The following is a 26,124-nucleotide window of genomic DNA, read 5'->3' as shown; positions in this document are numbered from 1 at the left end:
GTCGACGCCTACCTCTACCCGGCCTACGGAAGGGTCCAGGGGGTGCCTTCCGTTCTCGTGAACGCCACCAGCCAAGCCCACCGCGCTCTCGTCCTCGCCGTCACCGGCCTCGGCCCCGCGGACGAGGTCCACCTCGCCGAGCAACTCCTTATCGGCCTCGATCTGCGCGCCACTAGCTTCACAGTGAGGATCGCCGCGCTCGTATTCGGCACGGGCACGCTGCCCGCGCTCGAAGTCGCCCGTGCGCTGCGTGCCGAGATTCGAGACGCGGGTATCACCGCGGCCGAAGCCATCCTCGAGCTCGCCCTCGCCGTCCGCCCCGCCCGATCAGGTCAGCCGGCCAGGTTCGGCGCGCGGACGGGCGGTTGTTTTGTGGGTCGGTGTCCTGTGACAGTGAAGTTTGACCGCTATCAGTGAAGTTTGATTCCCCATGCGGTTGCCTGATGGGTGACACGCTGCCGGGCCTCTGGCCTCGACGGTTGGACTAGATCAGTTCGCGGAGTGGCCGATGTTTTGGGACCCATCGGCCGTGGACGAGGCCCTGGCTTCGTGGGCTGCGAGTTCTGCTGGAGTCCCGACGAAAGCAGGTCCGGCGTTCAGAGGGAGGCGCTCGATCACCATCGCGACGGCCTCCTGTGGGGTCGCGGCCGGCCCGACGGTCTCGCTGCGCAAAGGGCCGGAGACCCAGTAGCTGCCTCCTGCCGCGGGCTGGATGTAGGGAATGTCCCATGTCCAGCGCTGCTCTGTGCAGCGGCTGAAGTGCAGCTCTCCCATTCCGGTCCACGGGAACAGCTGGCGCAGACGGGGTTCGGCGTAGGCAGCTTCGAGCAACTCTGGACGGACCCGCCCGTCGTCGCGGACCTTCTGCCAACCTGCTTCGACCAGCTGCGGGCCGATGGTGTCGTGTCCATGGAGGCCATCATCCCTGCCGCCGCTCGCTCTTCCACTGCCGGTAGGCCTTGAGGTGACAGAAGGAACCCAGGTGGCGCTGCTGTCCGGGATGGACCCGCATTTTCTTCCCGCAGTGCTTGCAGGGGGTCTTGGGCCAGTTAGCGCGGGGGTTTCGTGATCAGGTCTGGTTCGCGATCCGGCGGCCGAGTTGTTCGAGGAACTCCTGCAAGCTGGACGCGGCGACCTCGAAGTCGTCAGACCAGGAAGCCGTGGTGGACTTCCAGACTTGTCCGCTGTCTCCTATCGCGAACAGATGACCCCCGCCGTCGCTGGCGAAGACCATCGCGATCGGTTCCCCCTCAATCAGTGCGGGGCCGTACTCGCGGAAGTGTTCCGCCGCCGTCTCAGGTGAGTGGATGAAGTACCCGCTGTCGACGTCGGGCAGGAAAGCCTCGCTGATCACCCAGTAGAGGTGGTCAGGTCTGAGGGGATCGGCGTCAGGTCCACGAGCGCGTCCGTCGCCTGGTGGCTGTCGTCGGTTGCGAGCATCACGGCGTTGTGGCCGGGCGGGAAGCCGTGCGTCGGAAGGAAAGACTGCATCAGCTTCGTCAGCGCCGCGTCAGCCGGCTTCCACCAGGACCGGAGCCACTCCGCGTCAAGCCGCTCATCAGGCATCTTTCCCCCCTCGAATACGCGTGGGACCCGCCGACGCGAGCCCGGAAGAACATATCGGCCCGCACCAGCTCCGCTATGTACCCCTCGACCGGGCATGTCCAGCATCAAGCCCGGCTGCACGTCCTCCGCGACCGCGCGCCAGCCGTCCCCGCCTAGCGGACGGGCGCGCGGTTGGACCGGGGGCGAGGCGACGTCGTTGAGGTGCAGACGATGCGTTGCGATGTTCATTTTCGCTTGGTCGCAACGTAGAAGACGATAGCGATCGCTACCAGAAAAGCGGGAATGACTATCCAGACATCGCCCAAAGATGCCCTGGTCAAGACCGCCAGAACCATCTCTTAATTCCTCCGTTTAGTGGCTCTCACCAGCAGTGCCGGGATCTGCAAGGCGCCGAGCTCGGGAGGAATAAGTCAACCTCCGACCTCAGCCCCCGCACGGCGGAGGACAAAGAGCCCGGGAGCTGCAAATACGATGCTTGCCGTACTCGTGGGAAATCGCTTATCGCGGCTCATTCGATCACCCTTCTGGCCGGGGGGATTCCTTCTTGGTAGAGCGCCCCAATGGCGGTCTGCTGAAGCTCAGCTTTCGGTCAAGATTGCTGGCAATCGCACGGCTGACGGTCAGTCAAGCAGAAGGGCTGCGGCTCCGCCAGACCCGACGGAGCCGCAGTGCCATTTATCAATCACGCTTGACTACGTGCTGACCGGCGGCGGCGCTGAGCTCAGTCGACTTCGGCTCGTCCGTGTCAGTTGGCCGAATCCTCGTCGGTTGGCGGTGACTCGACACCACAGCATCGCCAAAGGGTGGTCATCGGTGGCGGGCGCGTTCCCACCGGTTTGTGGCGCCGGTGCCTCCTCCCGCTCCAGGGCCGCACTCTGTGAGTCCGGGACTTCAGATGTGGCCGACCCTGACCGTGTACCTCCCGTCGCGCAAGGTCACCCTGGCCGTCATGATCGACACGACCTCCGTCGGCAGCGTCAGGAGCTGTCCAGCTCCTCGCCCGCGCGATCACTCAGGTCGTCGCCCCGGGCAACGTCTACGACAGCAAGGCCATCTCCTCGCGCGGGTGACGAGCCGCCCCCGGCGGCCCCATGGGCGCGCCAGCGGCCGCGATGTCCGCATGGGACTTCACCGCCTGGACATCCCCCCGTGTCTCCGCCCAGTAATGCGAAGTGGTCCCGCTGGCTGATGGCAGCGGGACCACACGCTGGTGTTGCTTACAGGAGGGACTTCGCCGCGCGAAGGTCAGTGACGGACACTCGGTTCAAGGCGTTGACCTCATCGTTTACGCCCCTTCAGCGCTCCAGGAAGCAACAGGACCACGACAATAGCCACTGCCGCAGCCGCAACCACGAGAGCCGTGCCCTTGCCAACCCCCAGAATGGAGAGCACGAAACCCAGAATTACGCAGAGGGCGAGTGCTATGACTATTTTGTTCTGCTGTCGCTCCATGGCATCTCCTGTTTGTCAGTCCAGCCAGGACTTCACTGCTTGCCCGGTGGCATAGCCGATTCCTACGGCGCCACCGGCAGCTGTGCCGATGGCAGCACCTGTTCCCGCTCCAGCTGCACATCCAGCCGCTGCCGTGACGATGCACCCGGCCGTGGCTCCCACCGCAGCGCCACCGCCTCCTAATGCGCCCGAGAACCAGTCTTTGAAGCCGGCCCGAGCGGGTCTCGGCCCGTGCCTCAGCTGTGGCGTGGCGGAGTCGCCGATCCGGCAGGTGTGGCGGCGCGGATCAGCTGGCGAAGCGCGCCGTACTAGACCTCGTGGTCGGTCACAGCGGGCACGATCGCGGCCATGTGGCAGGTCAGGGCAGGGAACTGTTCAGGGTCGAGGGCAGCCAGCGCGCGCCTGGTGGCCCCCTGGGCGGCCTTGGGGTCGCGATGGTCGACGAAGCTGGCACTGCCCAGGGTGAGCAGGTACAGCCGCCGATAAGTGACGATCGCCTGCTCTGGGGTCATGCCGGCGGCGAGGGAATCAGCGAGCTGCGGTTCCACCAGACGCTTGAGCAACTGCGGGCCGAGCCAGGGTCGGGCACCGCGTAGGGCGATCAGTCCTGGGTGGGCGGTCAGCAGTTCGTACAGCGCGGTGAACCGCTGCTCTGTAACGCTCGGCCAGTCGGTGGCGGGCGGGATGTCGGGCAGGTGGGTGGCGAGGTGATCGGTGACGAGGTCCAGCAGTCCGGCAAGGTCGGTGCATCGGCGTTGGAGCGAGGCGACGGAGATGCCCAGGGCGGAGGCCAGGGCCCGGAAGCTGAGAGCCGTAGGTCCCTCTTGATCCACGATCAACAGGGCTTGCTCGGCGATGCGTTCGGGCGTCGCAAGGTCCAGGGAAGCGGATTGCCTAGGCATGCGAGTCAGCGTACGGTACGCCGTACCGTCACGGTAGGCTCCTGCATCCTTAACGGAGGCACCATGCCCCCCCCGCACCACGGCACTCGACCCCCTGTTCACCGCAGCAGACTCCAACTCCTTCACCGACCGGCACCTGGCAAACCTCGCAGCCGACACCCTCGCCGCCGTCCGCGTGCCCAACTTCCTCGACACCCCCACCTGCCGAACCGCGCTCGCAGCACTCGACAGGCTCCCCACCGCCGACTACGACCCCACCCGCGTCCCCACACCGATCATCCGATTCGGCCCAGCCCTCAACACCTACCGCAACCAAAACGGCCAGCACAGTCAACTAGACACCGACCGATACTGGCCCGACGCCGAGGCCGCCCGCGCCACCTGGCAGCGCGCCGGGATGCGGCCCGATGGCCCGTCTCGGCACCGCATGGGGCGCCGCCGTCACCCCGGCCACCATCGGCGGCAGGGCTGTCTTTGGCGGCCCTCACGCAGTGGGTCGAGCGGGAAGGCGCGGGCCGGCCCGTACCAAGGAAGGCAGTGGTGATCTTGCCTGACGGGACCGAGACCAAGCTCGGCATCTGGTACAGCAACAAGCTCGGCATCTGGTACAGCAACACCAAGCAGAGACGCGACAAACTCGACGCCGACCAGCTCGACGCACTTCGGCACCTCGGCGTGAAGTGGGTGTGAGGCGTACCAAACGCGTACAAAGGACGTGCCTACCGCGTAACCGCACCCACTCCCCTGGTCCGAGCGTCGAAGTCCAGCACGAGGCCGCTGCCGCCATGCTTGCACAGCCCACGACAGGCGGCGCGGCCGGCCACCGGCACAACCCCACCACCGCCTTTTGCGCCGTCCTGCGGCACTGCCAGATCGCGGGAGCGGACTGCTCCCGGTTCCCGCCCGGGCGCTGTCTCGGATGCGGGTCCGGGCCTTCGCCCGGAACCGGCGTCGTGAAATCATCAAGCGATGACCGAACCGACCAGCGACGACGGCCGTACCTTCCAGCGCGAGAATGCCGTGGTCATCGTGCGGGTGCCGGCGTCCTCCAACCGTCATCCGGTGGGCACGGGCGGCGGTCAGGTCGTGGGTGCGGCCCGGCAAGGCGGGCGCTCACCGTTTTGCACGCCATCTCCTTCAGGTCCGTAGCAGAGGACGCCCATAACTCCCGTATGGCTCCGGGCCGTACGGACCTTTCGCGGATGTTCATCTACCGGTGCTGGTGCCTCCGCCGCGACTCGCCTACTTGCTGACGCGCCAGCCGTACGGCCCCGCAGACGGCGGAGCCTGACGGCCGTCGGGCGTGGGCGCGGTCGGCAGCGGAGCGTGAACGATGGCGCCCTTGTTCGCCTCGGGGATCAGCCCGTACACGAGGATGCACGACGCGTCGATACGACCAGGGCTGTCCGGATCGGACGGCATCCAGGTGGCCCACTCCCGCTCCACGTCGGTGAACACCCCCCGCAACCTGACCCGGTCCTGCACCATCTGCTGCGCCACCGGCTCCGCGCGGAGCAGCTTGCCCTGCTTGGCCCGCACCGGGGCGATCTGCGGCATGAGGACATCGGCCGGGGCGCGAGCCGGTCCCTTTCACCGCGCTACGGGCATGCCCTGCACGGATATCAGCACCATCTGGGCCCGCCGGCAGGTCACCACCGAACCGGCGCACCTCGCGGTCCGGCCCCAGTGACAGGACCGCTAGACCGACCGATTCCAGCGATACCGTCGCTGTCACCCAGCCGTCGGCGTCCGGCGGACCTACCGAGGCTTCGACGGTGCGGACCAGTGCCGCGTCCAGGCGGTCCGGCAGTGCGGCGAGCAGTGCCGGAGCGATCCGGAGGGAGGTCTAAGGCCGCAGCCGGTGGGCGGTGAGTAGTCCTGCCAGTGGGCAGTCAGGTCGAAGCCGTCGTGGCACTCGAAGCCGTCCTCCCCGATGTCCAGGCGGAGGATCGACGACATCCGATAGGTCCGGCACCGCGCCGTGTACCGCTGCTCTTCGCCCCTGGCGCTTGGAGGACGTTGCCGCATTGGTCGATGTGAGCCGGGATCCCGCACTGCGCCAGTGGGCGAGCTCTGTCGTGAACAACGATGCCGACCGGGTGCGGTGGGTGCTGGCTCAGCAGCAGGGCTGGGCAGCGGGGGACCGGTTCGGCTTCGCCGCCCTTGAGGAACAACCCGGTTCAGTTCGCGAACAGTCGGTGGGCAACGTGGTCCTCAAGGAAGTCGCCTCCGGCAAACCGGCAGCTGAGGTGGGCTACTGGACCGCGGCTTTCGCTCGCGGGCGGGGAGTGGCCTCCCGCGCTCTGGAGGCACTCACCAGCTGGGCCTTCGACACCTTCGGATCCGACGGGCTGGAGCGTCTCGAACTCCTGCACCAGGTGGACAACCTGGCATCGTGCCGGGTTGCGCAGAAGAGCCGCTACGAGTTCGACACCATCCTGCCCGCGGCACCGCCCTCCTTTCCCCGCGATGGCCACCTGCACATACGGCGCATGGGTGCCTGAGACCCTCCCGGCCTCTGCGGATCGGCTGGGGCCGCTCACGCCGAGAGGGTCTCGGGGCGTTCGACGAGGTGGCCGCGTTCGCAGCGCGCCCCGGCACGGACCAAAGCGACGAGGTGGGGTGCGTTCACAGTTCGCCAGCGGGCCTGGGCTGACTCGACCAGCTTGAAAACCATCGCCAGCCCGGCGGCCCGGCTGCCGGCACCCTTCGTCACCTTGGTCCGCAGCCGCACGGTGGCGAACGTCGACTCGATGGGATTCGTGGTCCGCAGGTGGATCCAGTGCTCGGCGGGGAAGTCGTAGAACGCCAGCAGCTCGTCCTCATCGTCCACGGGTAGAGCGCCGGCACATGGTCCCAGGGCGTACTGCTGCTTGCTGTCCGGGGCCACGGCGCGACGATGTCGTCTGTGGCTCCGATGTCTGTCGTCTTCGCGCGCACGCAGTTGAGACCGGCCGCGGGCCCGGCCCTGACTATCGCGCCAAGGCCGGGATGAATGCGGACTGTCCCTCCTGGCGGTGTCCCGGAGCACGGTTGCGACGAGGGCGGCGGTCATCGCACGCAATGGCGAGGACGGTGCATTCCTCTTCCGGGGCATCCGGCAGGGCAAAGCGCCTGCCGGATGCCCCTCATTGCCGTCTCAGGCCGCCTGGAACGAAAACCGAGCCGGCAGGCTGCCGCGCGTCGTGCGTAGATGCGTGGGAAGTGGTGCTAGCGCAGGGCGCCGGCCAAGAGGAGCGCGGTGTCCGCGATCAGCTTGTTCTCCGTCGCGGCGCCCTGGTCGAACTTGCGGGACATGATGGAGAGGACCAGCGGGGCACCGTCCTCCGTCCAGGCGATACCCACGTTGTTGTTGGTGCCGTAGGAACCACCACCGGTCTTGTCCGCCACGGCCCATGAGGACGGCAACCCCGCGCGCAGGCGGGTGTTGCTCGTCTGATTGTGCAGCAGCCAGTGCGTGAGCAGCGCGCGGCCGGGCCGGCCGAGCGCGTCGCTGAGGACGAGCCGGGCGTAGGTGCGGCCGATCGCGCACGGGCTGGTGGTGTCCGTGATCCGCCACGGCTCCCCCGAGTTCAGCTCCGTCTCCCACCGGTCCAGCCGGGTCACCGGGTCACCGGGTCACCGAGGGAACGGGCGAAACGGGTAATCGCTGTGGGGCCGCCCAGTTCGCGCAGGAGCAGATTGCCCGCGGTGTTGTCACTGTGGCGGATCGCGGCGTCGCAGAGTTCGCTGATCGTCATGCCCGTGGCCAGGTGATCTTTTGTCACGTCTGAGTTGTCGACCAGGTCGGCCGCGGTGTAGTGGATCCGGCGGCCCAGCACCTCGCCGTCGCGGTCCAGGTCGCGCAGCACCGCCGCGGCGGCGAGCGTCTTGAACAGCGAACAGATCGGAAACAGCGTGTCGGCACGGTGCCGGATCGTTTCCCCAGTGCGAACATTGTGGGCATAGACCCCCAGTTGGGCCCCGTACTGCTCCTCCAGCGCACCAAGACTGCCGGTGACACCGTTCGACGCGCGGGCGGGCGCGGTCGTGAGCAGGGTCGTGGCGGTGGCCGTACCGGCCACAAGCAGCATGCGCCGGCTCATCGCAGAGGCAAGAGGGCCGTGCGTGCGTAACATGTGCACTCCTTCATCAACGTGCGTCAGCAGTTCCGTCAGTAATCGACGCAGCGCCTTGCGCCTTGGTTGCGCGAACTCGACCCCTACGGCCGGTCCTCAAGGCGGGCGTCTGGTACCTCGTCGGCGAGAGCGGGAGAGACCGGCGCCGCGGCCACCTGAAGTACGACCGGGGCACTCATCAACCGATCATATGTGGCGGCGTTTTCACCCGACCCCAGGCGCGGCGGCCCCATGCCGCCTTGCGACCGCCCCGTTATTGCTGTGTCCGGACGCGCAGAGCCTGGACGGACCAATCGAACACCAGAGCCAGACTCTCCGGGGCCGGCCAACCGTTGACCACTGCGAGCAACTGGAGGTACCGCTCCCTGCGTGGGTCGTTCACGCTCTCCAGCCGAGTCGCCAGCCGGCGGCGAAGCTCGACGTCGTCGGGGCGGCCGAGGAGGTGCGTGTAGTGCGCCGTGAACGCCGCGACGATCGGATCGGCCTGGGGCGAGGCCGGGTCGATGCCGGCGGTCAGAGCAGGGCCGGCCTCGTCACGGACGGCTGCGGCGATGTCGCGGCGCGGGCCCCTCATGTCGCTTCGGGTCTGCTCGGCTGCCTGGTCCTCGGCCATCTTCCGCACGACGGCGCGGAAATCCGGATCCAGGGACAGTTCGGCCAACTCCACCCAGGCCTGGACCTGCTCTGCCTCCGGGTTGTCGGGCAACTCGGGGGTCATCGAGCGCATGACCCCCGCGAATGCGGGGGCGGCGTCAAGACCGCCGAAGACGGCGTCGAGGAAATCGCCGATCACACGTCGGCGTTCGTCCTCGGAAAGCTGGGCCAGCCGGTGCATGAGTTCCATCTCCTCAGGTGTGGACCCGCGCTCGGCCACCGCCGTCAGCACCGCTCGCCGCAGGCGCAGGACGCGGATCTGCACTGCCAGTGCTTCGGCGTGCGCCGCGGCGACCTCGGGAAGCGAGAGCTCGCGGTCCACGACCTTGCGGATCGTGGGAAGGTCCAGTCCCAGCTCGCGCAGGGTCCGCACGAGGTCCAGGCGTGCGACGGCGTCGATGTTGTAGAGGCGGTAGCCGGCCGGGCTGCGGTCCGTCGGCGCCACGATTCCGCGATCGGAGTAGAACCGAATGGTCTTGACCGTGAGACCGGTCCGTCGAGCGAGTTCGCCGATCGAGTAGAGCGTGTCGCCGTCCATGCCCCCACCCTTGTGTCTCCCCCTACTGGAGACTCAAGTCTCTTCGCCTGCCAGCAGGCAACCACTCCTCATCCTCGACACACAACAGCACTCAGCTGCCACAAGCAGTCACCAGATAGCCCTGCGGCCGGGGCAGCGAGGGTCCCGGAAGGATGCGGGACGGTGCTGCAAGGCACTCGCGCAACAACGGGTCGTCCCTTGGCGCCCGGCCCTTCGCACCGCCGCCCGCCACCAGAATCGAAGCGGGCCTCTTCCCTCGGCTATCGCGAGGAAAGACACCTCATGCAGTTAAGCCGTCAAGCCGTGGGTGTTCGCCGCCCCATCACGCCCGCAGAACCTCGACCCAGTCCCCCGGCTCCGGACCTTCGCTGACAGACCAGGACCGACAGCGATGCCAGTCACACGTCGCCCAGGAACCCAGGATCGGATGGCCCCATCTGTCGGGCGAAGTCCGCTGCGACTCCGAGCACCTCGCGCATCGGCACAGGCCGCCGACTCATGGCCGCGAGATCGGCGTGAGCTTCCTCGGACCACAGGAACGGATACACGGAAAGACCCTGCCCGAGAGCCAGGGCCGCGGTCTCCTCACGCCAGCCGGGCCAGCGCATTCCGTCATAGAACGTCTCCAGCCTGCCCGAGAGCAGCCAGGAGACCCACCCCGAGTGGCCCATCTCCATCGCCTCCCACTCCAGAGTGTCGGGAGCGAAGTACGTCATCTGGCCAGGTGCCCCAGGGCGGCCCGCTGCCGCGGGATCGCCTCCGTTCAACGCGAAGACCCCTCCGACAATGTCGTGGCCGACCACAAGACCTGTCGCGGGATGCCAGCCAGGGTCGAAGTCCGTGGGGAAGCGGTTGACCTGCGCCAGACTCGGGAGTCGCCCGTCCGCGACCGAACCCGAACCCCCGCCGAACACGCGCACCCACCCGTCATCCACGAGCAATCCGCCGGTGTTCAACGCCAGTGCACCCAGCACCGATCGCGCGCTGACCTGCATCTGCAAAAGGCATCGGCGGCCCTCGTTGAGGTCTCCGGACAGCACTTGAACCGGCACGGAGCTCGCCTTGAGCATCCCCTGAATCTCTGGCCACGCCGGGGCGTCCACATTGATCAGCTCGTCGATCCCTCGCATCCGACGATGGTCGCACCTTTCGGTATCGCCTGATCATGTGGGCTGGGCCGCGCTCACTCGGAGAGCGGGGCGATGGATCGGGCAGTGATTGTCTCCACTTCGGGTCTCATGGCCGAATGACCGTCGCTCCTGTCGCCCCCTGGACAAGCCGTCCCGTTCCGTTCATTAGCGGCTGTTCCTGCTGGTAGCGGCTCTGCGGGAAGGCGATCGATTCATCGAACGGAATGCGCGCCAGGAGGCAGTGGTGAAGCTGGCCGAGTATCCGGTTGAACAGGTGCCGCAGGGCCTGCATGTGCCAGTCTCCTCCTGCCCGGGGGCGCCCGGTAGTGGGCGTCCGCTCCAGTGGAACCGCTGAGGGAGGCGAAGGCCCACAGGTGGCCGACGTGGTTGAGCCGGTTGTTCTTGACGAACCGGCGCCCGACGTAGCGTCGTTTGCCGGAGGCCCGCGTGATCGGGGCGGAGCCGGCGTACGCCTTCAGCCCTCCAGCCGTGGCGAACCGGCTCCTGTCGTCGCCGATCTCTCCCAGGATGCGGGCGCCGACCCGGGGGCCGATCCCGGGGAAGCTCAGCATGATCGCCGCGTCCGGGTGGGAACGGAACGCCTCTTCAGTGGCCCGGGTCATCGACCGCCTGGCAAGCAGCGTCCAGCTGCAGCAGCAAGGCCAGTACCTGCTTGCCCATGGCGTCCTCGACGAGGGGCAGCTGCCGAGGGACTTCCTCGCGGAAGAGCTGCTGGATTCGTTCGGCGTCCGTTTCGATGCCCCGGCGGCGGCCGGCTCGCCGGAGCATGGCGGTCAGCTTCCACATCGGCAGCTTGGCCGCCAGAGCAGGTGTGGGCGCGGCGGCGAGGATACGGCGGGCGTCAGGGCGTGTCAGGGTTCCCGGCTTCTCCCTGAACGCCTCGATCATCGTCGGGAAGTACTCCCGGAGCAGGGACCGCAGCTGGTCGGCGACCTGCTGTCCAGACCGCGTCCTGCTGTGCGCGGGCGAGGACGGCGACGGCTTGGGCCAGGTCGAAGTCGGCGGGCAGCGGGCGGTGCACCGGCGCGTCGGTGCGGATGATGTTCGCGAGGACCAGGGCGTCGCCCGGGTCCGACTTCTTGCGGCTGACTCCGTGCCGGTCGCGGTAGCGGGTAGGCAGCCATCGGGTTGACCGCGTAGATCGTCCGGGGGCCCTGCCGCAACGTGGCGACCAGCAGGCCGCGACTGGTCTCGATGGCCACCGGGATCGGCGTCTCCGCAGTGTCGCCGTGCTCGGCCAGAAGATCCAGCAGCAGCCGGTAGCCATCCAAGTCATCGTTGATCCGGCACTTGACCAGCAGCTTGCCGGTGTCATCGACGAGCGCGACGTCGTGGTGTCCCTCCGCCCAGTCGATCCCGCAGAACACGTCCATGGATCCCGCCCCTTCTCCGGTGCCGTTCTCGAAGACGAGCACGCGGGACCGCACGGCGCACTAATTTCCAGGGCTTTAAGGCCCGCCACCTCATCAGCCGTGCGCGGCGCCGCCAGACCGCACGGGCGCACGCCGTGTCCAGAGCTCGAAGCTCGTGAGGAGAAACGCGTCACCGTGCGGCAGCTCATCCAACGAGGATCCCGAACCCGACGGACCCGCGGGGGCAGAACGTGCGAGGACCGGCCGGCACCCAGCGCCACCAGTCTTTACGAAGACCTCGCACGGTCGGAGGTGTCGTAGGGGTCACCACGGCACCGACCGGACCCCACACGTCCTGCCCCGGGCTGGACAACGCCGCCCGGGCCATCAGAGATCCAGGACCTCTGATACTAACGAATTAGAGGTGTCGTTTTCCGAAAGGGGCTTGCCCACGGCCACTGACATGCGCTGCTCCTTGAGGGTGAGGGTGGCGCCTCTGAAGCCGCGCTGCCTCGAGGAAGGCGGCGGGGTTGTGCAGAACGGCTCCGGTGCGGTGCGTGGGCGAAGAACTGGTGCAAGCCCGCGGTCCAGGAGGCTCTGCGGGCCGCGTTTTGGGCGAGGAACGCCTCCAGGTCGCCGGTGGTCAGGGACGCCCAGGTCCCGTGGCCTTGGCCTGTGGCGTGGAGAGCGAGGTCCCGGACGGTGTCGAGGCGGATCTCGATACTCTTCAACCGGTTCGGGCGCAGGCCCAGAGCGGCAGCGCGCTCCCGCTGGGCCAGCAGGGCCTGCGCGAAGCCACTGACGGTTGGGCGCAGGGTCGCGGTTCAGGCGTGCCCCCTCACCCAATAGGCCCCTCGCGACTCTCTCATGCCATCTGCGGGGTCACAGGTCAGAGCCGCATGGCTACTGCAGCGTCAACGAGACGTCACAGCCGAAGCCGCCCCGTACACAGGCCGACAAGTGGGCCATGAACTACGAGGCCGCCAAGCAGTTCTTCGAACGTGAGGGGCACCTTCAGGTCCCGAGGAAGCACATCGAGCGGATCGTCGGCGAGGACCAGGAAGAACGGGAACACAAGCTGGGGGCGTGGATCAGCAACCAGCGCAGCCGGGCCGCCACGCTCACGCCGGAGCGAATGGAGCATCTGTCCGCGATCGGGATTCACCTCCAGGAACACCCTCAAGCCCCGCTGTCTCTCACTCCACTGTCACAAAACCGAGAGATCGCACCCAGGCAGACCTGCGCCTCGCGGTCGGGCGCCTGGCAGCCGGGTGCTCGTCGTGCCGGGAGATCGGCAATCGCCACAACGACCACCACACCGTCGGGACGCGGGTGAGCGCCGCGCCCGGGGGCTAACTGTGCAGTTTGGCCGCCTGCATGGCGGTGAGCCGGCGGACGTAGAGGGCGGCGGCGAGTGCTGTCAGCACGACCAGGACGTGCAGGACGAGGTTGATCCAGGTTTCCGGCAGGAACGCGTACCCGTAGTCATAATCGCTGCTCATGCCGTCGCCCACGTCCTCGATGTGCTCACTGAGGAGCGCTGTCCACGGGGTCCAGAAGAGGGGCGAGGTCAGGAAGGTAGTCAGCCACAACGCCCACCAGGCGTTCAGCACACGGGCCGGTGCGGGTCTGCGGCCGGGGCTGGAGGCGTGCCAGACGTCATCGGCGATCTGCTTGGGCAGGAAGAGGTTCGCGATGGGGATGAACCAGCCGATCACCGCCATGGACGGGTCGTACCGCAGCCGACCGGGCGCGAACTTCTCGGCGGTGACGCGTACGCGGCTGAACCAGACGAGCCAGGCCACCAGCAGCGCTGAGCCGAAGCAGAGCTTGGCGTACCACAGGAGGGGGAACGAGAGGACGCCCCAATCCCCCAGGTCCCAAACGTCGTCTGCATCCGGGAGAGGCTCGTCATACAGAAGACCCTGCCCGGAGGCAACGTGGAGCTGCTGGACGACCGTGAGCGCGGAGGTCAGGGCGACGAGGGTGAGGAGCCAGTAGACAGCGGCCCGGCACCCGTCGGCCGGGGCCTTGTGGCCGCGGGCACGGCGGCGCTCGTCGGCCAGCCGGGGCATGGGCACCCCCACCCCACCGTCCTCGCCGCCGGCGCGGTCGGTGAAGGGAACGGTGGACGGGGCAGTGGGCGGCCTGCCCGGTGCGGTCACGGCTTCGGCCATCGCCTCAACGCCCGCCTCGGCGCTGGCGGTCACCCGAGTGCGCGGGTCCTCCTGGTCGAGGAGCTGCACGGCTTCCTGGCCCAGCCGAGCCAGCACCTCCGGCGGCAGCCATGGCCCCAGCGAGCGGTACTGCGTCTCTTTCCTCTCCCGCAGCTCGGCCAGGGTCGGCCGGTCGGCTGGGTCCTTGGCGAGGCAGTCCTTGATCAGAGCTAGCAGCGGCGCCGGTACGCCGGTGAGGTCCGGCGGCTCATGCACCACCCGGTACATCAGGGCGTGCAACTGGCCCTCAGCCACCTCGAACGGCAGCCGCCCGGCGGCGGCGAAGGCCAACACCGCGCCCAGCGAGAAGATGTCGCTCGCCTCAGTCAGCCTCTCGCCCCTGATCTGCTCCGGTGACATGAAGCCGGGCGAGCCGACCACCACCCCGGTGGAGGTCAAGCCCCCCGTAGTGGAGGAGTCCACGGCGCGGGCAATCCCAAAGTCGATCACCTTCGGCCCGTCGATGGTCACCATGACGTTCGACGGCTTCAGATCGCGATGGATGAGCCCAGCGTCGTGGATGTCGCTCAGGGCACGGCACAACCCGGAGGCTAAGCCACGCACCGAGCACTCCGGCAATAGCCCGTGCCGCTCCGCCACCACCTGATACAGGGTCGGGCCGGCGACGTACGCCGTGGCCACCCAGGGCAGTGCCGCGTCGGGGTCGGCGTCCAGCACGGCGGCCGTCCACTCCCCACCGACCTGCTGGGCCACGGCGGTCTCCTTGGCAAACCGGAACCGGAAGTCGGGGGTTGCCGCCAGTTCGGCGCGGATAGTCTTCACCGCCACCATCCGGCCACGCGGGGACCGGGCCAGGTAGACCACGCCCATGCCACCTTCCCCCAGCCTGCCAAGAAGCCGAAAGTCCGCAATCCGGTCAGGGTCCTGTTCCTGCAGAGGCTGCACCGCTGATGACTCCCTCCCCGTGAACATCACTACGGCGCACCAAGCCTAGTCTCGGAACTTCACAGGCATGGGTGATCAGCCAGTCCGGCGTCACGACCAGCCGGGCACCGATGTCAGCGCGAGCACGGAAGCCCACACACGTGCGGACAACGCGCATATTTCGCAAGCGCAGGTAAACGGCCTCCCCGTTGCGGGACACGCACCTGGTGGACGGATCTGGGGTAGCTGTCACTATGGACACCTCCGCTCAGAGTGGTAACCGGTCTGCGAGTTGATTGCGGTGGGACCCCGGACGTCATTCCACCCTGCCCGCGCAACTTGCGCGGCAGCATGTGCCCCTGACGGCGCCGCCGGCCCCCGAAACCGAAGCACACCTCTTCCCCCGGCTATCGCGTGGAAAGACTTCTCACGCAGTTAGCCGTCAAGGTGACCTTGGTCATCCAGCTGCAAAGGCGGCAGTGGCGCCCTGGCCCGAGTCGGGCGGAGATCTGGGGCTGAGGGTGTCGTTCGTCCTTCCGCGGTAGCCGCGCTGTTGACGCGGTCCGGGGTGGGGCGAACTACGCCCCCTCGGCATGCAGAAGAACACTCGGGGCCCCGGGCACCGAAGAAGCAACCGTACCGTCAATCTCGCTCACTGGTGGTGGCCATCTTGGATGGCTGCCGCGGCCGGACGGCGCACGGCAGCGCAGCACAGCTGCACACGGCGGCGGGACGGCGTGAAGCGCGGCTGGCGGCGGGCAGCGGCGCGGCGGCGGCACAGGCGAAGCGGCGGCGGGACGGTGGAACGGCGGCGGGACGGTGGAACGGCGGCTTCGCAGCGACGGGACAGCAACGGCGGCACACCCGCCGACGGCCAGAACGGCGGGCGCACGACGGCGGCACGGCAACGGCGCGGCGCGAGGCCAGCCAGCGGCGACACCACGGCGGCCAGACGGCACGCCAGCTCGGGAGGCCTGGGCCAGGAGCATGGGCGTGCCAGAAGCCTGGGCGGCCGGACGGCACCGGCGGCCGGTGGCGGGACAGCGTGCCGGGGCCCGGCCGAGGGAGGCAGAGAGGCACGGCGGAACGGCGAGGGAGCCACAGAACAGCGCGCCAGCGCGCCACAGCGACCTGCCGGGGCCTGGAGAGACGGACCCGTCCATCAGCTGCCCGGCAACGTCATAGGCTCTCCCGCGGGGTGGAAAGCACCGAGGTGGTCATGCCATCAGCCGGGGTTAGGCACGGCGACGGAGACGGAGCACGGTGTAGCCAGCAGTGACCACGGCAACTGTGGCGAGGCCGATGCCGATGCCCGTCTCCCAGTTACTGGGTGGGGCTGCGGAGGAGCCGCCGAGTCCTCCCCGCGCCCCTCCCGTCGGCGTGGCGGTGGGGCGTCGCATAGGTCGATCACCAGTAGCGGCCGAGCGCCGGGGCAGAACCTCGCACGCGATGCCATCGTCGACGCCTCTGTCCTCGTCGAGACGGTTCGGATCGCTGGGATCGCTGTCGAAGACCGCTTGGGCGTCTTCCTGATAAATGAAGTCTCGGCAGTCGAGGTCCTGGGCGTGAGCCACGCCGGACAGCGGGGCGATCGCCACCGCTGCTACGACTATTCCGGCAGCGACAGTATGGCGGTGCACAGCGCCTCCTTCCTGGCCCAAAGGACAACCTGGATCTTTACGCTAGGGGTGGCCACTGAGTCCGGCACGGACACGTAGCCCAAATGAGTGGCAACAGACCGGCGGTGATCAACCGGGCGAAGTCACCAGCGTGGTGTCTGACGCACGCGGCGGAACGCCGGAGACCCGGCGGCGGAACAGCGGACGGCAACGTCCAGGACCCCCCGCGGCGACCGACACCCCGGGGCGGGGCGGGGCGCCGGCAGGCTCGGGCGGCGCGGGCGGGGTACCGACGGCCAACGACCGCAGCCAGACCCGAAGCCGCCATGCAGCCGCGCCTTGACGCAGGCCGACAGGCGGGGCGAGTGACTTCGAGGCCGCCAAGAAGTCCCTCAACTGGGAAGGACACCCCGGCAAGGCCAGTGCTGTACTAGGTAGGGCAAGGACTGCCTCCCCTGGAGGGCAGCATGTACCCTTCGCCGCCGCCGGACCCGAACCCCTGGCGCGACCCGACCCGGCGATCCCGCCCAGGACGGCCGCGTGGCCCCAGAGGTCACAAACGCCTAAAACATCCCTGGATCGCGGTCCTGGTGATCTTCGGGACCCTCTTAGGCTTGGGCGGCCACAGGTCACTGCCTGATGAGAACCAGGAACGCACCTCTGGCCCGACTACGCCGACACAGCCCTCCACGACTCAGCCGTCCCAAGGACCCCAACACGACTCGCCCTCCCATACGGCAAAGCCGTCCGCCGAGTCCCCCGAGGCCCCCGAGGCCCTCGTGGACACGCCGACCACAAAGCGCAACCCGCCCTCGAGCGGCCACGCCTGGACATGAACGAACGGTGGGGCTGCCCGCTGACACACACGGTCAGTTTTCCCGCTGCGGGATCTCCCACCTGCCGTGGAGCCGTGTGGAACGAGCGAGCCCTGGACACTCCGGTGTGGCTGAGCGTTTCAGTTGGCCCCGAGCGTTGTACTTGGCCCGGCTGAGCGTGACGGTTGACCCGGGCCGTTCGCGGGTGGCGCTCCGCCGATCTGATCGGCTGCAGCGTCATGGGTTTTCTGGTTGCTCCACAGCGCCGCCGATGAGTTTGTGGCTCCCGGCCGGTCCAAGCTCGTGACACTCTGGGAAAGGACACCGCCATGTCGGAGCTTCTCGTCGACTTCATCACCTCCCTCGACGGCCACGCATCGGGAGACGGATGGCCCGGGTTCTGGGGCCTCGAGGGTCCGGAGTACCTCGCATGGCTCGGCGAGCAACCCGAGGCCACCTACCTGATGGGAGCGAACACCTACCGCCTGATGTCGGGCTTCGCCGCGGGCGAGGTCCCGAATGGGCAGGACGAGTTCAGGCCCGAAGAAGAGGCGTCCGTCGACGAGCTCACGCAAGCGTCCAAGGTGGTGTTTTCCTCCTCACTCGAGGAGCCACTGTCGTGGGCCAACTCCACGCTTGTCCGCGACGACGCCGTCGAGGCGGTCCGCGCCATGAAGTCGAGTGGCTCGGGGCTCCTCAGCACGATCGGGAGCCTCAGCCTGTGCCGGTCCCTGCTACGAGCCGGACTCGTCGACCACTTCCGGGTCGTGATGTTCCCGGTGATCACCGGGGCCACGGGCAAAGAACGCATCTACGACGGTTATCCGGACGTTGCCCTGGAGATGATCGAGCACCGCACCTTCGACGGCCGCATCCAGCTGGTCGAGTACAGGCCCCACGTACTCGAGCACCCGCCGCTCGGCGTCCCTGCGTGACGACGCCCCGCCCGCCGGCCGGACGGCCGCCAAGCCGGCGCCGGCGGGTGCAGAGCAACAGGCCCGCGCTCCCGGCAATGTGGCGGCCGACCAACGGGACCGACCGCGGCAATGGAACTGAGCTGGGACGTGGTGCCGGGCGTGGCGGGGTAGTGCCAGGCGCGGTCGCCGGGGGCCGGGGGCACTGAAGACGATGCGGCGGCAGCAGCATGACGGCGGCTGGGCGCGCCCGGCGTCACGGCGCGGGAGCCGGCCGCCGCGCCGAAGGCCAGCGGCGGTCGCTGACAGGCGTGGGACGGGCTCACGCCGTCGTGCACGGCGGCCAGGAGCACGCTGTCGGGCGATCCACTCCCACTCCCATGGCTCCCCGCTCATGCTCGTACTCGTCAGCGGGGTGAGGCTGGGGTTATGGAGATGTACACCACCGATGCGGTACCGGCTGCGGGCGCCGCAGCCATAAGAAAAGGCGTGGCTGGCCAGCGCGATTCCTGACCACCCTCGAAGGCACGCTGGGGGCCGGCGGCGTCGATGTGTGTGGTCAGCCGCGGCGGCGGAACAGACCGCGGAGCTTGCCCGGCTCCCTGGTCGTCGGGAAGGGCCCGCGCTACCGGGCACCTCGCACCCCGCCAAGACGCCGTGTGGGGCGAGGGCGAGACGACCTCGGGAAGGAGCCGGAACGGGCCGCAGCACGCGCGCAGCAGCTGGCGAAGATCGACCCCGACTGGACTGCCCCTGGCCCCTCAACTGGCAGCGGCACTACCGCGTCCTCGCGGACCTGGTCGACGCCGACGGCAGCCTGCCCGAGATCCAGCCCGGGGTGCTGTTCGAGGGCGATGACATCGGGCGGTGGCTGGAGCGGCAGAAGAACCCGGGCACCTGGGCGCAGCTCCTCCCCGAGCAGCAGGAGCGGCTGTCGAAGCTGGGCGTGCAGCCCACTGAGGTGCTGCCTCCCGCCCCAGCAGCCGCCCGCCCGGGGAAGGGCCCGAACAAGGCACAGCAAGCATGCCAACGGGGCCTCGCAGCCCTCACACAGTGGATCGAACGGGAAGGCGCCCACCGGCCAGTACCACGCAGCCACTGCGAGACGATCACCATCGACGGAGAGACGGAACCCGTGACCATCAAGCTCGGCATCTGGATCTCCAACACCAAGCTCGGCATCCACTGGGCATAAGGCCAGCCCTGGCCCGGGAGGCGGCAACCATGGACATGAAGTCCCCCCGGGACCCCGGGGGGAGGAATATCGACCGGGCATGAGGCGTACCAAAAGCGTACGCGGTACGTACGGAGGCAGTGCGAGACGTGGGGGGAGCTGAGCGACGACCAGCGGGAGCGGCTGGACGCGCTCGAGGTGACGGCGCACAGGCACCGGACAGCTCGAGCGGTGCCCGCCGCGCGGGGAAGGCAGGGCCGGCACCGGCAACCGGGCAGCAGAACGAGCCGGGCACGGAGGCCAGCGCCGCGAGGCAGCCGGAGCGGCTGGACGGCTCGGGTCATCAGTGCCGAAGCTGGCAAGTCCTGTCCGGTCTGGCGGGCAGGACTTGATTCAGATGTTCTTCCTATTTCAGCCCGTCTCGTCATCGATCAAGCCGTAGGGCGGCTCTGTCTCGTCCCGGCTGAAACGGACGATCACGCGGTCCTCGATCAGCTCGGGTGGGCTGTTGTCGGCGACGATGACCTCCGCCCCGTTGCCATGACGTGCCAGCCATTGCGTGAGGTGTCGGTAGAAGTCGTCGGTGCTCACAGCGTCCGCGATGAGGGTGTCGCGGCCGGTGCCGTGTCTAAGATTCTTCTGAGGACTGTCGATCATGAGGAACCCGGGGTGCGCTGCCCCGCTCTCGAAGGCAGTTTCGAAAGACGGCCAGTTGCCACGCGAGGGTGATGAGCGTCCTGGCTCCTGAAGATGCCCCCTGGTAAGGCTCACCACGCACAAAGGGAGTCAGGTCGTGCGCCATGTGGGCCACTTCTGTCCGCACCGCTTGCACACGGGGCGCTGCGCCTCCCGCTCAGCGGCACGGCGCCGTTCCCCTTCCGCTTCGGCGCGGGCGTACTGGTCGCGGAAGAGGACGTCGCCGTCGGGGTTGCCGAGCGCGGCCGCCAGCGTCTGTTCGTCCTTGCGTCCCAGACGCCGCCACACCGCCGCGCCAGCGCCGCGCTCCGTCAGCTGCTCCAGAGTGGTGACGACGACCGGCATGGCCTGGCTGTAGTCCTTCGCGGTGATCGCCTCTCGGTAGTAGGTCTCGTACCGGCATGGCGCCCAGTAACGGCGGCCGGCCTGCTCCAGCGCGGCGACCGTGTTGGCGACCTTCGCCTCGGTTGTGTCCGCGAACACGAACGCCACCGGGACCGGGCCCTCGCGGCCGGTCGGTGGGTAGACCCGGTGCCACAGCCGCTGCTCGCGGTCGACGTGCTCGATCGCGCCTGGCCGGGAGCGGACCAGGTCCACGGTGTGCTTGGCCGCGTCTTTCGGGAGCAGCCGGCCCCACTCCCAGTACCGACGCAGCTTGGTCACCAGGTTGTGCCCGTCCTCGGTGCGGCGGTCGATCTCCAGCAGCATCACCGGCACCCCGGCCTCCGGCGCCCGCACCACCAGGTCCGCCCGCTGCACGTACCCGCCTGCGAGCCGGTGCGGGACCTCGGTGGCGAAGCCGAGCCGGTGACCCATCCCGGCACGGTGGAGCTCGGCGGCCGTCGGACGCGGACCCAGCACTTGCAGCAGTTGAACGACCCGGCCGGGCAGTTCCTCAGGACGGCGAGGTTCGTCCCCTACCAAGAACGGCATCCCGGTGATAACTACCGGTACTGCTTCTTCGCTGCCGTCAGCCAGCCGCGCGGACGCCTGATGCCCTTCACCGAGGGTGCTCCTTCAGCCTCGGCAATCTGTCTCAATTCCCTCATCAGCTCACTTCTATCGTTCTCAACATGCTCCTTCAACCGGGTGGGCGAATCAATGCCAGCCTTCAGGAGCAGGTGAAGCATCACCGGATCGCCCAGGTCGGGATGCACCTGTGTCAGCAATGCGATCTGACGGATACGGTCGACAAGCAAGGGGGAAACGTTCAGATACGTCGCTAGTTCAGTCCGACCCGCGCCGATGGTACGACGGATGATCTCTCTGGGGTTGCTGAGTCCTGCCACAGCAAGCTTGTCCGCCACGCCGGCGAAGGCGGTGTCAGCGAACGGCTGCAGCTTCAGGAACTCCTTAGGTGGAACGCCGACCAGATCCTGGTAGGGCGCATAGCTGTGGACTGGAGCGAGGCGAGGGTCCTTCTTGGCGTCATCCACATCCCGCTCGGCGGGCAGGCCGACACGGAGGTGCTGCACCGCGTGGTCGGCGTAAGGGGGTGCGCCGCCGCTGATCTCCAACAGGGAGCAGTCCAGGCAGGCGTTGGTATAGGCGAGGCGCGTTGCCCGGAAGTCGATCGGATCAGGTGGCCTAGCCGGAGGCTGCTGGGTGATGAGAGCGTCAATTGTGCTGCGCAAGGTGGCTGCAAGTGGCCTTGTTCTCTTGGCGAGTTGATCCACGGGCTCGTGTCGATCAGCATCGGCTGTCTCACATGCATCCTCTAGACGGATGCAGGAACGCCGCGCGCGGCGGAGCAGGTTTCGGTCGCTGTATCCGCTTTCGGCGTACAAGTTGAGCCATTGGGAGGTGCTGCGGTAGTAGCCGCGGATGCGAAGCGTGCGCCAACTGTCGCCGGATTCGGTAAGTGCGCCCAGTAGCCTGTCGACAGTTTGCGCGATCTGGCTGTACAAAGGGCTATCAAACCCTGCTTGCTTCTGGTGGGCCCAGAGGTACTCCAGACGGGCGAGCAGATTGTTCTGATCCTCATGAACCGCGCGGCCCAGCAAGGCAACCTTATCATCGGGGTTGTCGATCAGGGATCGGCTGTTCGCGATGACCTGTAGGGTGACGCTCCTCCAGTCCCGCGCACCGCACAGACCCGGCCGCAGCTGGGGATGTGACTTGCTGAGCCTCACGAGAATGATGGCGGCGGCTCCAGTGAGGAGTTGGGCGCGGAGCCGCGCATTGGCCTTATCATCATCTACAGCGGGTAGCCCCAAGTCCCGGCGGCTGATAATTACACTTTCCGCGTGTTTTCCGTTCCTGTTGAGAGTGACGGCAACGCGGTTCTCATCCACCCACACCACCCGTGCTTGCCAGGTGCGGTCAGGACGCAGAGCAAAAAATATACGGGAGAGCGCGCCAGCGACCTTTCCGACTGGCAGAGCACTGAGGTCCTCTGTGGGAATACTCGAGAGCGAAGTGACCGCCGGTACGGCATTCAGGCCGGGTGGTCTTTCGGTGCCGAGGTTGCGCAACCGTGCCAGTAGGTAGTCGGTCGCAGCTGCGTCGGCCGCGCCGGTCGCACCCCGAGCCTCTACCTGCAGGCGGAGGAGCTGGCCGAGCGAGGCGGCGGTGAGCAGAACTGCAACGCAGCTGAGGGCAATGAAGAGAACCAATAGCCGCTCGTGCGGCGTGGACAAACCTGTCCACCAACCCAATAGCAGAGCGCCGGCGGGTACCCCGACGAGCCAGCCCCAGAAGCCGAACCAGTCCTTCAAGACTCGTTTAAGCGACTGCTCGGTCCTGGACCGCGCGCGGGCGACCGCCGAGATCCCAACTACTACGGCAACGACGAGAAAGATCCGACCTAGATCGAGTACTGTACGGGTGGGCGAGAACGGCTCGAACATCGCGTACAGCGGCAGCATCAAGGCGCAGCCGATGAGCAGGAAAGCACCAAACAGGGCAACCCCCTGCTTATCGTAATCGTTCCATGTGACTGAATGGGGTTTGACCACGAAGTGGGCGACAAGCCCACTCAGCGCCCCCAGCACGACGACGCCGATTGCTGCCGCAGCGGCCAACTGGAGCAGTGGCACAAATGTGTTGCTGTAGAAGGTGTCCCAGCTCTCCTTCTCGGCGGACAGCCCCTGAGCTGAAGGCTGCTTCTCGCTGGCGGAGAGCCGGCCAGCCCGAGCTGCTGCGTTGCCAGCATCCAGTCCGAGGGCCTTCCGGAAGACTGTTTCAGCCTCTTTGTATTTCTTCTGCTCGAGCAGCTGCTGACCCAGCTTCACCTCTACTGCTGCATCAGCACGCTGCTTGTCAATCCTTTGAAGATCCGCAGGCATGCAGTGCAAAGGATTTTCCCCCGGAACGCGTTCATAGAGCGCCCGGGCCTCTGTCAGGTATCCCTTGTGGATAAGCTGGTCCGCTGTAGAACAAACCTGGGCCGGATCTGACGCTGCGCCCGCTTGGCCCATGCAGACCACAATCGCACTAAAGGCTACGAGTAGACTCTTCAGCAATCGGCAGGCGACTTTCCACATCACGGAACCCTTTGAGCGGCTGACACCCCCATCGCCACGACCCTAGTTCCGTGACGACTTTATCTGCCACTTGCGCTAAGCCGACCGGACGAGCACTGGTCTCGGCTGATGACGACAGCTCAGCTTGCCCACCACCTCACCGCCGTGGGCTTTGACCGCCTGAGGACCGGCGTATGATTCAGCGCCACCTCGGGGGACTCGCCGACGAGCGTTCCAAAACTATGCTTCGACCGCGGCCAGCTCGTCCTCCCAGCTGCTCCACATCTCCAGCCCGCGCGACGCGGCGACCGTCGCGGCGTCCCTGCGCACCCGGGTCTATCGGCCCGGGTCCCTGGTCTGGCTGGAGGGCTACCAGCCCTGATCCGGTGGCGGGCAGAGAACGAGATCCCCGGCCTGTATGCCGTTCCCTACGACGTCGAGACGGAGGTCGGGGTCACGAAGGCGCCTTTCACGTGCGTGGGGGTAGCGCTGGGAGCGGTCGAGCTCCTCTTCGAGGCGTCTGGGCAATGTCTTCGCGGATCAGATCGGAGACCACTACGAACTGGAGGCCCGGGCCCTCCTGGAGACCTTCCCCACGGAGGTTGCCCTCTGGGATCTCGCCTACGGGGAGACGAAGGAGTTGTGGAACCAGCAGCCGGGCATAGCCGGTATGGCCGGTAGCGGGATGAGTCCTGAGGGCCGCTACGCCATCCTGATGGACCGCCTCAAGACGATGCTGCAGGATCCGCAGACCCGCGCCGCCTACGAGCAGGCGCTGGCGCTTCACCGGCGCGAGGAAGCCGAGGCGTCAGCAGCCGCCGACGACAGCTCAAGGAGCAGTTGAGCGTGATCGTGGAGTCGATCGGTGACCTCGCCGCTTTCATGCGCCTCGACGCCGACTCGACCCTCAACCTCCTCGCACAGCGGGCATCCGACGGGTGAATGGCTTAGCCACATATCCGGGTCTCCGACCTCGGCCTGATCGTCTGGGACCACGCGATGCCTTGCTGATCCGTTCCCCCAGCCGCCTGGGCTGTCAACCGCGAGCGGTTCTGGCTTGCCTTCCCTGAAGTGCGGACGCCGAGTGACGGCTGACTCGTGGGTCGATAGTGCGTCGTCGTCGAGGGGACGCCATTCCGGCTGGAGGGGCTCTCCCCGTCCGTACTGCGCGGTGGCCAGCGCGGCCGCACAGCGGCGCTTCGGCAACGCCGCACCCCGGACACGCACCGATTAAGCCGGAGACAAACGCGTCGCGGTCGGGATCGTGGCGGTGAGGTCGAGTGTCGGGCGTAGTCAGTCGAACAGCGCGTCCAGGTTCCTCGTCAACGCCTGGAGCTCGCCGCGCCGGTCGTCCTGAGTCGCGGAGCCGGCAAGAGGGAGGAGCACGTACCGCGACGGCGTCAGCTCGTACCCGTGGTGCCGTACGGCCTCCAGGCCCACGGAGACGCAGAAGCCGGGCTCGTCGCGGTACGCCGCCCGCTCCACCCGGGCCGACAGTGTGCCGCGCCAGGCGTGGTAGGTCCCGGCGAGCCTCGCAAGATCGGCCTCCGTGAGGACGCGTTCCGTCCGGCCGACGAGCGTGCCCGCCTCGCGGGCGTCGACGAACAGGATCTCGCCCCGCCGGTCCGCCAGCCCCGCCGCGCCCTGCCGGCCCTTGTCATTGGCCAGGATCCAGAGGCACGCCGCGATCCGGGTCGTACGGAAGAGTTGGGGTGGAAGCGCGACCACACAGGCCACGGCATCGTCCTCCAGCATCGCCCGGCGAATCCTGCCCCCGCTCTTCGCGTGCAGGGAGCCGTTGGCCAGGACGACGCCCGCAGTCCCTTTCGGTCTCAGTTTGGCCAGAGCGTGCTGCAACCAGGCGTAGTTGGCGTCGCCACGCGGCGGGACGCCGTACCGCCATCTCGGGTCGGTCTTGTTCCATGCCCAGTCCGAGATGCCGAAGGGCGGGACGCTCATCACGAAGTCGGCTTCCAGGCCGGGGGGCCGGTCTTCGGCGAGGGTGTCGCCCCAGCGGGCGCCCAGGTCTCCCTCGACGCCACGCACGGCGAGGTCCTCGCCGAGAGCGGCGTCGAGCTCTCCCAGGAGCAACTCCTCGACGCCCTCTGGCTGGCCGGGAGACTGCCCCGGGGCTCCGGTCCGCTGGTCCGGCTCGCCGCACCGGAGGCCCCGTACGGGCCGGCCGAAGCCCCGCCGGACACCGCCCCGTCGCCAGCCGAGCCCGGCCCCGAAGGCGCCGAGGAGCCCACGAGCCAGCGACGGCCGGGCAGCCCGACCCGGGTCCCGCGCGCCCGGTCCTGTCTACGGCCGAGCCGGAGGAGAAAACCGACACACCACAGGTTCCGGCGCTCCCCGTCCGCGCCCCCCGACGGCCGCGTCTCCGGCGCCAGCGAACTCCGGCTCGGGAAGTCCCTCCGCCCGCTGCGGCAGCGGTTCCCCGACCATCGGCACCACGAACTCGACATCGCGCGCACGGTGACGATCCTGGCCGACACCGGCATGCCCGAGACCGTCACCCGCCCGGTCAGGAGCCGATGGCTCTCCCTAGCTCTCGTCGTCGACGACGGTGTCTCCATGGTCCTCTGGCAGCGTCTCGCCGCCGAGCTCC

Annotated in this window: 20 protein-coding genes and 5 pseudogenes; 9 read left to right on the top strand and 16 right to left on the bottom strand. The window is 67.9% G+C overall.

Annotated features, from left to right (window positions below; translation table 11 throughout):
- Positions 1 to 57 precede the first annotated feature (57 nt).
- Positions 58 to 417 (top strand): hypothetical protein, encoded by a 360-nt coding sequence (locus ACZ7LK_RS31220; protein WP_471144563.1) that lies wholly within the window; start codon positions 58 to 60, stop codon positions 415 to 417.
- A 72-nt stretch (positions 418 to 489) separates the two neighbouring features.
- Here the strand turns inward: ACZ7LK_RS31220 and ACZ7LK_RS31215 are convergent, their stop codons facing one another.
- From ACZ7LK_RS31215 to ACZ7LK_RS31195, 5 genes are all read right to left on the bottom strand, one after another.
- Positions 490 to 885, bottom strand: coding sequence for a DUF6193 family natural product biosynthesis protein (locus ACZ7LK_RS31215; protein ID WP_471144578.1), 396 nt, complete (start codon positions 883 to 885; stop codon positions 490 to 492).
- Between the two features lie 184 nt (positions 886 to 1,069).
- On the bottom strand, positions 1,070 to 1,354 hold the full coding sequence (locus tag ACZ7LK_RS31210; protein ID WP_471144562.1) for a hypothetical protein: 285 nt from the start codon (positions 1,352 to 1,354) through the stop codon (positions 1,070 to 1,072).
- Positions 1,351 to 1,566, bottom strand: a complete 216-nt coding sequence (locus tag ACZ7LK_RS31205; RefSeq protein ID WP_471144561.1) for a hypothetical protein — start codon at positions 1,564 to 1,566, stop codon at positions 1,351 to 1,353. The genes ACZ7LK_RS31210 and ACZ7LK_RS31205 overlap by 4 nt, the downstream gene beginning before the upstream one ends.
- 1,278 nt (positions 1,567 to 2,844) lie before the next feature.
- Entirely contained in the window at positions 2,845 to 3,018 is a 174-nt protein-coding gene (locus ACZ7LK_RS31200) for a hypothetical protein (RefSeq protein WP_471144560.1), read from the bottom strand.
- A 308-nt stretch (positions 3,019 to 3,326) separates the two neighbouring features.
- Positions 3,327 to 3,920 (bottom strand): TetR/AcrR family transcriptional regulator, encoded by a 594-nt coding sequence (locus tag ACZ7LK_RS31195; RefSeq protein ID WP_471144559.1) that lies wholly within the window; start codon positions 3,918 to 3,920, stop codon positions 3,327 to 3,329.
- A gap of 540 nt (positions 3,921 to 4,460) precedes the next feature.
- Between ACZ7LK_RS31195 and ACZ7LK_RS31190 the strand changes: the two genes are divergently transcribed.
- Entirely contained in the window at positions 4,461 to 4,610 is a 150-nt protein-coding gene (locus ACZ7LK_RS31190; RefSeq protein WP_392277562.1) for a hypothetical protein, read from the top strand.
- A 279-nt stretch (positions 4,611 to 4,889) separates the two neighbouring features.
- The gene (locus ACZ7LK_RS31185) at positions 4,890 to 5,069 is read left to right on the top strand and encodes a hypothetical protein (protein ID WP_392277561.1); all 180 of its coding nucleotides are present in this window, start codon (positions 4,890 to 4,892) and stop codon (positions 5,067 to 5,069) included.
- Between the two features lie 93 nt (positions 5,070 to 5,162).
- Here ACZ7LK_RS31185 and ACZ7LK_RS31180 read toward each other — a convergent pair whose 3' ends face one another.
- Positions 5,163 to 5,477 (bottom strand): hypothetical protein, encoded by a 315-nt coding sequence (locus tag ACZ7LK_RS31180; protein ID WP_471144558.1) that lies wholly within the window; start codon positions 5,475 to 5,477, stop codon positions 5,163 to 5,165.
- Positions 5,478 to 5,788: 311 nt separating this feature from the next.
- On the opposite strand from ACZ7LK_RS31180, the gene ACZ7LK_RS31175 reads away from it, so the two are divergent.
- A complete protein-coding gene (locus ACZ7LK_RS31175) occupies positions 5,789 to 6,424 on the top strand; it encodes a GNAT family N-acetyltransferase (protein WP_471144557.1) in 636 nt (211 codons plus the stop codon).
- A gap of 35 nt (positions 6,425 to 6,459) precedes the next feature.
- Here ACZ7LK_RS31175 and ACZ7LK_RS31170 read toward each other — a convergent pair.
- The 5 genes and pseudogenes from ACZ7LK_RS31170 to ACZ7LK_RS31150 form a co-directional block, all read right to left on the bottom strand.
- A pseudogene (locus tag ACZ7LK_RS31170) lies at positions 6,460 to 6,750 on the bottom strand (transposase); the annotation flags it as partial.
- A gap of 380 nt (positions 6,751 to 7,130) precedes the next feature.
- Positions 7,131 to 8,038: pseudogene (bla, locus tag ACZ7LK_RS31165) on the bottom strand (class A beta-lactamase).
- Positions 8,039 to 8,291: 253 nt separating this feature from the next.
- Positions 8,292 to 9,230 (bottom strand): MerR family transcriptional regulator, encoded by a 939-nt coding sequence (locus ACZ7LK_RS31160; RefSeq protein ID WP_471144556.1) that lies wholly within the window; start codon positions 9,228 to 9,230, stop codon positions 8,292 to 8,294.
- Positions 9,231 to 9,628: 398 nt separating this feature from the next.
- On the bottom strand, positions 9,629 to 10,360 hold the full coding sequence (locus ACZ7LK_RS31155) for a DUF2625 domain-containing protein (RefSeq protein WP_471144555.1): 732 nt from the start codon (positions 10,358 to 10,360) through the stop codon (positions 9,629 to 9,631).
- A gap of 106 nt (positions 10,361 to 10,466) precedes the next feature.
- Positions 10,467 to 11,754, bottom strand: a pseudogene (locus tag ACZ7LK_RS31150) (IS110 family RNA-guided transposase).
- A gap of 784 nt (positions 11,755 to 12,538) precedes the next feature.
- On the opposite strand from ACZ7LK_RS31150, the gene ACZ7LK_RS31145 reads away from it, so the two are divergent.
- The gene (locus tag ACZ7LK_RS31145; RefSeq protein ID WP_471144554.1) at positions 12,539 to 13,069 is read left to right on the top strand and encodes a helicase associated domain-containing protein; all 531 of its coding nucleotides are present in this window, start codon (positions 12,539 to 12,541) and stop codon (positions 13,067 to 13,069) included.
- 16 nt (positions 13,070 to 13,085) lie between these two features.
- On the opposite strand, the gene ACZ7LK_RS31140 is transcribed toward ACZ7LK_RS31145, so the two are convergent.
- The gene (locus ACZ7LK_RS31140) at positions 13,086 to 14,855 is read right to left on the bottom strand and encodes a protein kinase domain-containing protein (RefSeq protein WP_471144553.1); all 1,770 of its coding nucleotides are present in this window, start codon (positions 14,853 to 14,855) and stop codon (positions 13,086 to 13,088) included.
- A gap of 2,742 nt (positions 14,856 to 17,597) precedes the next feature.
- Here ACZ7LK_RS31140 and ACZ7LK_RS31135 point away from each other — a divergent pair.
- Positions 17,598 to 18,203, top strand: a complete 606-nt coding sequence (locus ACZ7LK_RS31135) for a dihydrofolate reductase family protein (RefSeq protein ID WP_471144552.1) — start codon at positions 17,598 to 17,600, stop codon at positions 18,201 to 18,203.
- A gap of 600 nt (positions 18,204 to 18,803) precedes the next feature.
- Positions 18,804 to 19,377 (top strand): annotated as a pseudogene (locus tag ACZ7LK_RS31130) (helicase associated domain-containing protein); the annotation flags it as partial.
- Between the two features lie 390 nt (positions 19,378 to 19,767).
- Here ACZ7LK_RS31130 and ACZ7LK_RS31125 read toward each other — a convergent pair.
- The 3 genes from ACZ7LK_RS31125 to ACZ7LK_RS31115 all read right to left on the bottom strand — a co-directional run bounded on the left by ACZ7LK_RS31125 (position 19,768) and on the right by ACZ7LK_RS31115 (position 23,537).
- The gene (locus tag ACZ7LK_RS31125) at positions 19,768 to 19,947 is read right to left on the bottom strand and encodes a hypothetical protein (protein ID WP_471144551.1); all 180 of its coding nucleotides are present in this window, start codon (positions 19,945 to 19,947) and stop codon (positions 19,768 to 19,770) included.
- Between the two features lie 195 nt (positions 19,948 to 20,142).
- Positions 20,143 to 20,868 carry a hypothetical protein gene (locus ACZ7LK_RS31120; protein WP_471144550.1) on the bottom strand — a complete coding sequence of 242 codons (726 nt, stop codon included), beginning with the start codon at positions 20,866 to 20,868 and terminating at the stop codon, positions 20,143 to 20,145.
- Between the two features lie 128 nt (positions 20,869 to 20,996).
- The gene (locus tag ACZ7LK_RS31115) at positions 20,997 to 23,537 is read right to left on the bottom strand and encodes a hypothetical protein (RefSeq protein WP_471144549.1); all 2,541 of its coding nucleotides are present in this window, start codon (positions 23,535 to 23,537) and stop codon (positions 20,997 to 20,999) included.
- A 244-nt stretch (positions 23,538 to 23,781) separates the two neighbouring features.
- Here ACZ7LK_RS31115 and ACZ7LK_RS31110 point away from each other — a divergent pair.
- Both ACZ7LK_RS31110 and ACZ7LK_RS31105 read left to right on the top strand, forming a co-directional pair.
- A pseudogene (locus ACZ7LK_RS31110) lies at positions 23,782 to 23,981 on the top strand (hypothetical protein); the annotation flags it as partial.
- A gap of 250 nt (positions 23,982 to 24,231) precedes the next feature.
- Positions 24,232 to 24,360, top strand: a complete 129-nt coding sequence (locus ACZ7LK_RS31105) for a hypothetical protein (RefSeq protein ID WP_471144548.1) — start codon at positions 24,232 to 24,234, stop codon at positions 24,358 to 24,360.
- 449 nt (positions 24,361 to 24,809) lie between these two features.
- Here the strand turns inward: ACZ7LK_RS31105 and ACZ7LK_RS31100 are convergent, their stop codons facing one another.
- A complete protein-coding gene (locus ACZ7LK_RS31100; protein ID WP_471144547.1) occupies positions 24,810 to 25,607 on the bottom strand; it encodes an N-6 DNA methylase in 798 nt (265 codons plus the stop codon).
- Between the last annotated feature and the right edge of the window lie 517 nt (positions 25,608 to 26,124).

This window comes from Streptomyces sp. NPDC039423 (assembly GCF_055598725.1).
The sequence above is the reverse complement of the archived record's forward strand: the minus strand, read 5'-3'. Positions and strand labels throughout refer to the sequence as shown.